The organism is Pseudomonas sp. SJZ131 (assembly GCF_007828705.1).
GTDB lineage: Bacteria > Pseudomonadota > Gammaproteobacteria > Pseudomonadales > Pseudomonadaceae > Aquipseudomonas > Aquipseudomonas prosekii.
Map to the genome: position 1 here is coordinate 430,159 of NZ_VIVC01000004.1, position 11,762 is coordinate 441,920.

At 59.0% G+C, this 11,762-nt stretch carries 6 protein-coding genes; 1 reads left to right on the forward strand and 5 read right to left on the reverse strand.

Annotated features, from left to right (window positions below; genetic code table 11):
• Positions 1–194 precede the first annotated feature (194 nt).
• Complete coding sequence (locus FBY12_RS19865) at positions 195–1,034, forward strand: 23S rRNA (adenine(2030)-N(6))-methyltransferase RlmJ (protein WP_121734294.1); 840 nt, start codon at positions 195–197, stop codon at positions 1,032–1,034.
• A gap of 113 nt (positions 1,035–1,147) precedes the next feature.
• Here the strand turns inward: FBY12_RS19865 and msrA are convergent, their stop codons facing one another.
• The 5 genes from msrA to aceE form a co-directional block, all read right to left on the reverse strand.
• A complete protein-coding gene (msrA, locus tag FBY12_RS19870) occupies positions 1,148–1,795 on the reverse strand; it encodes a peptide-methionine (S)-S-oxide reductase MsrA (protein WP_145255573.1) in 648 nt (215 codons plus the stop codon).
• 241 nt (positions 1,796–2,036) lie between these two features.
• Positions 2,037–4,730 (reverse strand): GGDEF and EAL domain-containing protein, encoded by a 2,694-nt coding sequence (locus tag FBY12_RS19875; protein WP_121757411.1) that lies wholly within the window; start codon positions 4,728–4,730, stop codon positions 2,037–2,039.
• Between the two features lie 487 nt (positions 4,731–5,217).
• Positions 5,218–6,612, reverse strand: a complete 1,395-nt coding sequence (locus tag FBY12_RS19880) for an alkaline phosphatase D family protein (protein ID WP_145255194.1) — start codon at positions 6,610–6,612, stop codon at positions 5,218–5,220.
• Positions 6,613–6,889: 277 nt separating this feature from the next.
• Positions 6,890–8,857, reverse strand: a complete 1,968-nt coding sequence (gene aceF, locus FBY12_RS19885; RefSeq protein WP_145255197.1) for a dihydrolipoyllysine-residue acetyltransferase — start codon at positions 8,855–8,857, stop codon at positions 6,890–6,892.
• Between the two features lie 11 nt (positions 8,858–8,868).
• On the reverse strand, positions 8,869–11,514 hold the full coding sequence (aceE, locus tag FBY12_RS19890; RefSeq protein ID WP_121732840.1) for a pyruvate dehydrogenase (acetyl-transferring), homodimeric type: 2,646 nt from the start codon (positions 11,512–11,514) through the stop codon (positions 8,869–8,871).
• Positions 11,515–11,762 lie beyond the last annotated feature (248 nt).

Here is an 11,762-nt window from a genome sequence, read left to right on the forward strand (position 1 = left end):
CCCCTCGCTCCTTTGGGGAGGAGGTTGGGGTGAGGGGGGAATGGTTCAGGCGCCGTAAATACTAAGCAACATCAAAACATCGCAGCCTTCGGCAGCTCTACGGGCGATTGTGGCCTGGAGTAGCCCGCTCAGCCGCGAAGCCCTGACGTGCGGGCCGGTACAAGGTAAACTTCCCGGCCTTCGCAGGAGCAATCATGAATTATCGTCACGCCTTCCATGCCGGCAATCATGCCGATGTGTTCAAACACCTGACTTTGACCCGCATCATCGCCCTGATGTCGCGCAAGGAGCAGCCGTTTGCCTATCTCGACACTCACGCCGGGATTGGTCTGTATGACCTGCAGGGTGATCAAGCGAGCCGCACCGGCGAGTATCTGGAAGGGATCGCGCGGTTGTGGGATCAGCCGGATTTACCGGCGCTGACCGCCGATTACATGAAGGTGTTGCACGATATGAACCCGGATGGCCGGTTGCGCTATTACCCGGGGTCGCCGGAGTTGGCGCGGCGGCTGACGCGGCCGCAGGATCGGGTGATGCTCAACGAGAAGCATCCCGAGGATGGCGTGCTGCTCAAGGACAATATGGCCGGCGATCGTCGGGTCAAGGTTCACTTGGGCGAGGGCTGGCATGTGCCGCGCGCGATGTTGCCGGTGCAGGAGAAGCGCGCGGTGATGTTGATTGATCCGCCGTTCGAAAAGCTCGATGAGATGCAGCGTTGTGCGGCATCGCTGAAAGAAGCGATTGGCCGGATGCGCCAGACCGTGGCGGCGATCTGGTATCCGGTGAAGGATCAGCGTTTGTTGCGGCGTTTTTATCAGGACCTGGCCGGCACGGGCGCGCCGAAGTTGTTGCGCGTGGAGCTGCTGGTGCATCCACTGGACACGCCGAACAGTCTGAATGGCTCGGGGCTGGCGATTGCGAATCCGCCGTGGGGCCTGGAAGAGGAATTGCGTGAGCTGCTGCCGTGGTTGTCGCAAAAGCTTGGGCAGACCCAGGGCGGGTGGCAGATGGACTGGTTGATTGCTGAGAGCTGATCAGATGTTTTGATGGTGTCTGACCGGACGTCTTCGCGGGCAAGCCTCGCTCCTACAGGTTGAGTGATCTGTAGGGGCGAGGCTTGCCCGCGAAGCATTTCAGCGTCCGAAAATCAGATCGGGCAAGTCACGCCAGTACCGCCAATCCCGCAATACCCTTCCGGGTTTTTCGCCAGGTATTGCTGGTGATACGCCTCGGCGAAGTAGACCGTCGGGGCTTCTTCGATTTCGGTGGTGATTTCGCCTTTGCCAGCCTTGGTCAGCTCAGCCTGAAACACTTGTGCGCTGTGCTTGGCGGCGTCCAGTTGAGTCGGGTTGGTGGCGTAGATCACCGAGCGATATTGCGTGCCGATGTCGTTGCCTTGGCGCATGCCCTGAGTCGGGTTGTGCAACTCCCAGAACATTTTCAGCAGCTCTTGATAGCTGACTTTCGCCGGTTCGTAGACCACCAACACCACTTCGCTATGGCCGGTCAGGCCCGAGCAGACTTCTTCGTACGTCGGGTTTGGCGTGAAGCCGCCGGCGTAACCGACCACCGTGCTTACTACGCCTTCGCGCTGCCAGAACTTGCGTTCGGCGCCCCAGAAGCAGCCGAGGCCGAAGATCGCGAAATCCACGTCAGTCACGAACGGGCCCAGCAGCGGGGCGTCGTGGACGAAGTGGCGTTCCGGCAGGTTCATCGGAGTTTCGCGGCCGGGCAGAGCTTGTTCTTTAGTCGGGAGCACGTTTTTGTTCACCAGGATTTCCGAGCGCAAGACCATCATCAGTCCCCTCAGTCAGGTTGAATGTAAATTGTCAGACACGCAGTTTGCCCAATGATGCCAAGTAAATCACTACAACTGTGGGGGCGAACTGTGGCGAAAGGGCTTGCCCCGGTTGGGCGGGGAAGCAGCCCCAAAATATCTGAGGTAACAAAGATCTTGTGAGTGCTGCACACTCAAACGGGGGCAAGCCCCTCGCCACAGGGATTAGGGTGGTCCACAGGGATTTTGCGGTGTGCTGTCAGGCAATCGGGCCGCGCGGGTAGCGTCGGAGCTTTTCGATCAGCTCGGAGCCGGGGATTGGCCGGTCGAACAGGTAACCCTGGCCGACGTCGCAACGGTGGCGGCGCAGGAACGCCAGTTGCTCGGCGGTCTCGATGCCTTCCGCCACAACCTTGAGTTTGAGGTTGTGCGCCATGGCGATCACCGCTGAGGTGATTTCCATGTCGTCCTGGTTGTCCGGGATTTCGTGGATAAAGCTGCGATCGATCTTGATGATGTCGATCGGGAATTTCTTCAGATAGCTGAGCGACGAATAACCGGTGCCGAAGTCGTCCATGGCCAGGGTCAGGCCCAGACGCTTGAGCTGGTCGAGCTGCAAATGCGTGTCTTCGGTGGCTTCCAGCAGCAACCCTTCAGTCAGTTCCAGTTCCAGCAGATTGGCCGGCAGCGCTTCTTCCTTGAGGATGCTGGCGATGGACGCCACCAGGTCCGGGTCGGAGAACTGCTTGGGCGACAGGTTGATCGCCACTTGCAGATTGCCCAGCCCGGCGGCGCTCAGGTCTTTGCTCATGCGGCAAGCCTGGCGCGCGATCCATTTGCCAATCGGAATGATCAGGCCGGTTTCTTCGGCGACGCTGATGAACTGGTCCGGGCGAATCATGCCTTTTTCCGGATGATTCCAGCGCAGCAACGCTTCCATTCCCAGCAGTCGGCCGCTGCGCAGGCACAGTTTTGGCTGGTAGAACACGTCCAGCTCGTTCTGCGTGAGCGCGCGGCGCAGGTTGTTTTCGACGAACAATTTGTAGCTGGCTTCGGCATTCAGCGCTTCGGTGAACACCTGCACCTGATGTTTGCCGTTAGCTTTGGCCTTGTGCAGCGCCAGACCGGCGTTGCGCATCAACGTCTGCGGATCGCGGCCATGCAGCGGCGCGCAGGCGAGGCCGACGGAACCGGTGACGCTGATCAACTGGTTGTCGACGAACATCGGTTTGTCGAGCGTCGCCAGCAATTGGTTGGCGACTTGCTGGCCGGCGGCGAGGTCGGTGTTGTCGAGCAACACGGCGAATTCGTTACTGGCGAAACGCGCCAGGCTGCCGCTCGGGCTCAAGCTGTTGCGCAGCCGTCGGGACAGGCTGATCAGCAGTTTGTCGCCCGTCTGGTGGCCGAGGCTGTCGTTGATCCGCTTGAAGTTGTCGATGTCCACCAGCAACAGGCTGATCGGCGTATCGCTGTCGCGAGCGAAGCGTTCGTCAAGGTTGCGAATGAATGCAGGACGGTTGCCTAGGTTGGTCAGATTGTCGGTGTAGGCCAGACGCTCGATGCGCTGCTGCGCGAGTTTGGTCTGGGTGATGTCTTCGTAGATGCCGATGTAATGCGTCAGTTCGCGGTTGTCGCCATACACCTTGGAGATCGACAACTGACCCCAGTACGGTTCGAGGTTTTTGCGGCGGCTTTTGAATTCGCCCTGCCAACTGTTGCTTTTGGCCAGCGCCGAGGGCGCGTCGAACAGCAGTTCGCTGAGGTTTTCCAGCGCCGGCAGTTCCGAGAGCATCTGCCCGTGGACTTCTTCGGTGCTGTACTGGGTGATCGCGGTGAAGCTCGGATTGACGTACTCGACCACGCCATCGCAATTGACCAGCAAAAACGCGTTGGCGCTTTGCTCCACGGCACGCTGGAACAGGTGCAGGGCGCTGGTAGCGGTGCGCCGGTTGTGGTTGTTGATGACTTGGGCGAATTGGTCGGCGAGCTCGCCGGCGAAAGCGATTTCGTCCGACTGCCACGCGCGGGTCGCCCCGGTCTGCTCCAGGCACAACACGCCGACCACTTGGCCATCGACGCGGATACTGGCGTCGAGCATGGCGTTGACGTCACGCGGGCGCAGGCTTTCGGCCATGTCGCGGGTGCGCGGATCGCGGATCGCGTTGTGCGCGTCGATGGCGCGGCTGCTGTGCAAGGCTTCGAGGTAGTCGGGGAAGCTGCTGACGTCGATCGGCTCCGGCAGTTGGTATTCCTGCGTGGCGCGGTGATACGCCGAGATTGGCACCAGCATCGAACCTTCAAGGTTCCACAGGCTGGCGCAGTCGATTTGGTAAATGTCGCAGGCGCAGCGAGTGATCAGCTCGGCGGCTTCCTGCAACGAATTGTTGGTGGTGTAGCGCTGACGGGTCAGCAGCAGAATCAGGTCTTGCTGGGCGCGCACGCGGTCCAGGTGCTGCAGTTGTTCCTGCTGCGCACGCTGGTTGAGTTCGAGAGCGATTTGCAGGCGCGAGTTCTGGGTTTCGAGGTCCAGTGTCGGGAGCTGTATTTCACCGTCGAACAAGCCGTCGACAACTAACAGGTAGCCGCGCAACAGGTGTCGATTGTGTTGTTTGTAGGCTTCGCCGAGTTCCAGCAGGCTCAAGGTCCCGGCGGCGGTGTGCAAGGTGTAGCGGACCAGGTAATGCGGGCTTTCGGTGAGTTGTTGCTGGATCGCGTCGTGCAATTGATAGCGCGCTTCGGGCTCCATCAGGCTCGCGTACGGCGAACCGACCAGCGCACAGAGTTCCACCGCCGGCAGGCCGAATTGGCGTTCGCAATTGGGATCGAGGAACAGCAGCGCCCAGCTCGCTTCATTCAGCCGTTCGAAACGCAGCATGCCGAGCCGCGAGGGCACAGGCAACTGCGTCACTACCTCGGCCACCATACGGCTGGCGGCATCGGGTTGGCTCTTCATATGGAGGGAAACTCGCTTCGAATATGCTGATCGCGCCGGGCTTTCGCCCTCGTCACTGTTGCCTGCGGCAAGGTTGCATCATTGCGGCACCGACTGACAAGAGTGATGAAGGCCAAGTGCTATAAGAATATGTCGGCAGGACGAAGGATTTCTCCAGCACCCGGGTGAAAGTAATATTCAAAACGGCGATTTTTGCGACTGGAGAGGCGACCGTGCGGGCTGCTGGTGTAACGGTGTGAGCTAGTGATGCGACTGTGGGTTGATGATGCACCTTTGAATTGATGATGCACCTGTGGGTTGATGACGCACCTGTGGCGAGCGAGCTTGCTCGCGTTTGAGTGCGTAGCGCTCACCGGATTTTGGGGCCGCTGCGCAGCCCGGCGCGAGCAAGCTCGCTCGCCACGGGGTTTGGTTTTGATTACAGCATCTGCATCTGGCGCAATTTCAGTTTCAGCCCCAGTAAGTCACTTCACCGGGGTGTGCAACCTTAACGCAACGCAATACTGATCGATTGCAGCAGCTCGCCATCGCGATCGTGGTAGTTGACGCAGATCCGCTTCGCCTCAACCACCAAATGCGCGAAGTTATCCTGGCTGACCACTTTGCTGGTCAGTTCATGCCGATAGTCGCCGGCCGCCGTTTGCGCCAATGGCTTGTCCAGGATAAACGTCGATTCCCGCGCGTACGGCAGCAGTTTGCTGTTGCACAGCGGCGAGGAGACGATGGTGTGCACTTCGAAATCCGGGTCTGCGCTGTGGGTCAGGCGACTGGTCAGGGAGCCGTGGACATCTCCGGAAATGATGAAGACATTCGGGATGCGCTGCGTACGAATGGTCTCCAGCAGGCGTAGGCGCTGTTCCGGAAATGCCTTCCAGGCATCGTCGCCGAGGCTTTTGCGGTCGGGGTAAAACATCACGCTGGTGACCACAAACTTGACCCGTGCCGGACTGTGGATCAGCCATTTGAGCAGCGCCTCTTCCTGTTCTTTATCGAGAATTCGTCGATTGTCGGCAGACAGGTCGCGCCGGGTCCGGCTATCAGTGACAAACCATTCAATATCGCCCTCAGCAAATTGATACCAATACTGTTGTAGTTGCGGATTGACTTGCCCGTTGGCCAGTAGTCCATGCGCCGGGCTATGGCTGGCTTGATATAACTCGTAAGCGTTCATTGCGTTCTTATAAAGATAATCATCGCTTTTGTTTTTGTTGGCTGGCCAGTTATCTTCAATCTCATGATCGTCGAGGATCATGTAAGTCGCCGTGTTAGACATCAACTTGTTGATGTTCGGTTGGGCAAACGCCGTGCGGTATTTGCTGAGGATCTGTTGATAATCGCGGTCGGGAGCAAAACGGTTCAAGTCATCGACGTAGATCTGGTCGCCAGTCATCAGTGTGGCGCTGATCGGCGGATTGGCCTGTTCGACCAATCGCGAGATCGAGGCGAAAATCCGGTCGCCCAACTGCGGCGCCGACGGTATGCCAGCGGTCATGCGCAAATAGCGGCACGAACCGACGATGTAAGCACGGGGCAGGGTGTGCTTGCTGGAGCGGGTGCGAAAGCGATACACCTCGCGCGGCCATTGCAGTGGCAGTTCTTGCACGGTGTCCACGGTATGCACCGGGCTCATCGGGCTGAGCCAGCCGGTTTGATATTCGTACTCGGTGTCTTCATGCAGGTCATTCAATGCAATGACATCGGACATGTCCCGTTGTGTCCAAAGTCTGGTAAACACACTTTTGGTCCAACGCTCTTCACCTGATCGCCGATAACGTATGCCGGCAAATACCGCTGCATCTTTCTGAGTGTCGCCACGCAAGAATATACGTGCATGGTTAGTTGTAGTGTGACCAATAATCGGGCCGACAGTGGGTTTGAACATATTCGAATCCGTTCGAAGTTTGTGCTAACTAAGCAATTAAGGATGTGGAAGTTCATCTTGAACTTCATGCAACTAAGCCTAGTTACTGACTGGCAAAAAATATCGGGCAGAAGTGGACCGCGATTGTGGTCCAAGTAAGCAGAGGCTGTAGGAAGAAACCCGCATTTATTCAAGGCAAAAAAAAGCCCCGCCAAATTGGCGGGGTTGAGGTACGAGCGTGGCGCTCGGAAAACGTGGAACGCAACGAGCCCTCCGGTGAAGGAGGGCTCGTTTGGGTTTACAGCAGAATGGTGCGGATGTCGGCCAGCAGGTCGCTCAGGCGCTTGGTGAAGCGAGCGGCTGCGGCGCCGTTGATCACACGGTGATCGTAGGACAACGACAGTGGCAGCATCAGTTTCGGCTGGAAGGCTTTGCCGTCCCAGACTGGCTGGATGGTTGCCTTGGAAACACCGAGGATCGCCACTTCCGGCGCGTTGACGATCGGCGTGAAGCCGGTGCCGCCAATGTGGCCGAGGCTGGAAATGGTGAAGCAGGCGCCTTGCATGTCGTCAGCGGTGAGCTTCTTGTCGCGGGCCTTGGCGGCCAGCGCAGCGGCTTCGGCTGCCAGTTGCAACAGGCTTTTCTGGTCGACGTTCTTGATGACCGGTACCAGCAGGCCTTCAGGGGTGTCGACGGCGAAGCCGATGTTCACGTATTTCTTGCGGATGATCGCTTTGCCGCTTGGTGCCAGCGAACTGTTGAAGTCCGGCAGTTCCTTGAGCAGGTGTGCGCACGACTTGAGCAGCAGCGGCAGGATGGTCAGCTTGACGCCAGCCTTCTCTGCGACGGCTTTCTGGGCGATGCGGAACGCTTCCAGGTCGGTGATATCAGCCGAATCGAACTGAGTCACGTGCGGGATGTTCAACCAGCTGCGGTGCAGGCTCGACGCGCCGATTTGCATCAGGCGAGTCATCGGCACTTCTTCGGTTTCGCCGAAACGGCTGAAGTCCACGACCGGAATCGGCGGGATGCCCGCGCCACCGGTTGCGCCGCCAGCGGCCGGTGCTTCCTTGGCCTTCTGCATCATCGCTTTGACGTAAACCTGCACGTCTTCTTTCAAGACGCGACCGTGCGGACCGCTTGGGCTGACCGCGCTCAGCTCGACGCCGAACTCGCGCGCCAATTGGCGAACCGCCGGGCCAGCGTGAACCTTGGCGCCCGGTTTGGCCGGTGCTGCAACCGGTGCAGCGGCTGCCGGAGCAGCAGGTGCAGCGGCGGCTGGAGCGGAAGCAGCAGGTGCAGGAGCTGCAGCAGCCTGGGCCGGTGCAGTAGCAGGCGCAGCGCCTTTGACTTTCAACTTCAGGATCAGGTCGCCAGTACCGACTTCGTCATCCAGCTTGATGGAAACACTTTCCACCACGCCAGCGGCTGGCGATGGAATTTCCATGCTGGCCTTGTCGGATTCCAGAGTGATCAGCGATTGATCAGCCTCGACGGTGTCGCCAGCCTTGACCAGAACTTCGATGATCTTGGCTTTGCCCGACGAACCAATGTCCGGAACATGAATGTCCTGAACGGTGTCGGCGGCCGGTGCGGCAGGCGCGGCGGCTGGAGCAGCAGCGGCGGCCGGAGCCGGCGCAGCAGCCTGAGCTGGCGCGGCAGCAGCAGGGGCCGCAGCACCCGCCACTTCCAGGTCCAGAATCAGGTCGCCGGTGCCGACTTCGTCGTTGAGCTTGACGCTGATGCTCTTGACTACGCCAGCGGCTGGCGATGGGATTTCCATGCTGGCCTTGTCGGATTCCAGGGTGATCAGCGATTGATCAGCCTCGACAGTGTCGCCGACCTTGACCTGGATCTCGATGATCTGAGCCTTACCCGACGAACCGATGTCCGGCACGTGAACCTGCTGAACCGAAGCGGCAGCAGGCGCGGCAGCCGGAGCAGCGGCGGCAGGTGCAGCCGCAGGAGCCGCTTCAGCCTTGGCGGCCGGAGCAGCCGCCGGCGCGTCAGCCGCAGGAGCCGGCGCAGCGTCCCCTTCGACTTCCAGCTCCAGCAACTCGTCGCCTTCTTTCAGGCGATCGCCCAGTTTCACTTTCAGGCTTTTGACGATACCGGCCTTCGGCGCAGGCACTTCCATGCTGGCCTTGTCCGACTCAAGCGTCAGGATGCTCTGCTCGGCTTCGATACGGTCGCCGACCTTCACAAATAGTTCGATTACTTCACCTTCACCGCTGCCGATGTCAGGTACTCGAATGAGTTCGCTCACAGATTGTCTCCTCAGCAGTCCAGTGGGTTGAGTTTTTCCGGGTTGATCCCGAACTTGACGATAGCCTCGGCCACCACCTTAGGTTCGATATCACCACGGTCAGCCAAGGCTTCCAGGGCTGCCAACACCACGAAATGACGATCGACTTCGAAGAAGTGACGCAGCTTTTTACGGCTGTCACTGCGACCGAAACCGTCGGTGCCCAGGACTTTGAATTCCTTGGACGGGACCCACTGACGAATTTGTTCGGCGAACAGCTTCATGTAGTCGGTGGAGGCAATGACCGGACCTTTACGGCCGCTCAGGCACTCTTCGACGTAGCTCACCTGAGGCTTCTGGCCAGGCTTGAGACGGTTGCTGCGCTCGACGGCCAGGCCATCGCGACGCAGTTCGTTGAAGCTGGTAACGCTCCAGACGTCCGCGCCGATGTTGAACTCTTCGCGCAGAATCTTCGCTGCTTCACGGACTTCACGCAGGATGGTGCCGGAGCCCATCAGCTGAACGTGGTGCGCCGCTTCGCGGGTGTCTTCTTCGAGCAGGTACATGCCTTTGATGATGCCTTCCTCGACACCGGCCGGCATGGCTGGCTGCTGGTAGGACTCGTTCATCACAGTGATGTAGTAGAAAACGTCCTGCTGCTCTTCGGTCATCTTCTTCATGCCGTCCTGGATGATCACCGCCAGCTCATAGCCGTAGGTTGGATCAAAGGTGCGGCAGTTCGGGATGGTGCCGGCCAGGATGTGGCTGTGACCATCTTCGTGTTGCAGGCCTTCGCCGTTCAGCGTGGTCCGGCCGGCGGTGCCGCCGATCAGGAAACCACGGGTACGGCTGTCGCCAGCGGCCCAGGCGAGGTCGCCGATACGCTGGAAGCCGAACATCGAATAGAAGATGTAGAACGGCAGCATTGGCTGGTTGTGGCTGGAGTACGAAGTACCGGCAGCGATGAAGGAGCTCATGGCGCCCGCTTCGTTGATGCCCTCTTCGAGGATCTGGCCCTTCTTGTCTTCCTTGTAGAACATCACCTGGTCTTTATCGACCGGATCGTACAACTGGCCGACGGAAGAGTAGATGCCCAACTGACGGAACATGCCTTCCATACCGAAGGTACGGGCTTCGTCCGGGATGATCGGAACGATGCGCGAGCCGATTTCCTTGTCCTTGACCAGTTGCGCGAGGATCCGCACGAAAGCCATGGTGGTGGAAATCTCACGGTCGCCGGAACCGTCAAGGATTGCCTTGAGGGTGTCGAGCGGCGGCGTCGGAATATCGAAGCTCTTGGCGCGGCGCTGTGGCACGAAACCGCCGAGTGCGGTGCGGCGCTCGCTTAGGTAACGGGCTTCGGCACTGTTTGGCTCAGGCTTGAAGAACGGCAGGTTCTCCAGCTCTTCGTCTTTTACCGGGATGTCGAAACGATCGCGGAACAGCTTCAGGCTTTCAACATCAACTTTCTTGGTGTTGTGCGCAGTGTTCTTCGCTTCGCCGGCACCGGTGCCATAACCCTTGATGGTCTTGGCGAGGATGACGGTTGGTTGTTCTTTGTGGTTGACCGCTTCGTGGTAAGCCGCATAGACCTTGTACGGGTCGTGGCCGCCACGGTTGAGTTTCCAGATCTCGTCGTCGGACAGATCAGCAACCATCGCCTTCAGTTCAGGCGTGTTGAAGAAGTGTTCACGAACGAACGCGCCGTCTTTGGCTTTGTAGTTCTGGTACTCGCCGTCGATGACTTCGTCCATGCGACGTTGCAGGATGCCGTCGACGTCTTTGGCCAGCAGTGGGTCCCAGAAACGGCCCCAGATGACTTTGGTCACGTTCCACTGAGCACCACGGAACACGCCTTCGAGCTCCTGGATGATCTTGCCGTTGCCGCGAACCGGGCCGTCGAGGCGCTGCAGGTTGCAGTTGATGACGAAGATCAGGTTGTCGAGCTTCTCGCGGCCAGCCAGCGAGATGGCGCCCAGGGATTCCGGCTCGTCACACTCGCCGTCGCCCAGGAAGCACCAGACTTTCTGCTTGCCTTCAGGAATGAAGCCGCGCGCTTCCAGGTACTTCATGAAACGTGCCTGGTAGATCGCCTGGATCGGACCCAGACCCATGGAAACGGTCGGGAACTGCCAGAAATCGGGCATCAGCCACGGGTGTGGATAGGACGACAGGCCTTGACCATCAACTTCCTGACGGAAGTTGTTCATCTGGTCTTCGGTGATGCGACCTTCCATGAATGCACGGGCGTAAACGCCTGGCGAGGTGTGGCCCTGGAAGTAGATCAGGTCGCCGCCGTGTTCGTCGGTCGGGGCCTGGAAGAAGTAGTTGAAGCCGATGTCATACAGGGTCGCACTGGAAGCGAAGCTGGAAATGTGACCGCCCAGGTCCGAATCTCGCAGATTCGTGCGCATCACCATGGCCATCGCGTTCCAGCGCACCAACGAGCGAATGCGGCGTTCCATGAACAGGTCGCCAGGCATGCGTGCTTCGTGGGTAACAGGAATGGTGTTGCGGTATGGCGTGGTGATGGCGTAAGGCAATTGCGAACCGCTGCGGGTCGCCAATTCGCCCATACGGGTCATCAGATAATGAGCGCGGTCTTCGCCTTCTTTGTCGAGAACCGATTCCAGGGCGTCCAGCCATTCCTGGGTTTCGACGGGATCGAGGTCTTGCATGGCTTGCTCCAGGGCGGAAAGGCTTCCAGAATCGGTTGCCTGAGTTTGCGACTGGCCTTGTGGGCAGACGATATAAATTCTTGGATTGCCGAGAGGTATGTTCCGGCGGCGTGTAGTTTTACTACAAATCATCGGGCATTTCAGCCTTTCGAATGTATAGACGAGTAGTAAAACTACAGATGAATGGCTTGTGGCCTCCGGCTGCGTTGTGAGAATAATCGTTAAGGTTGGTCTTTTGCCAACCAGAA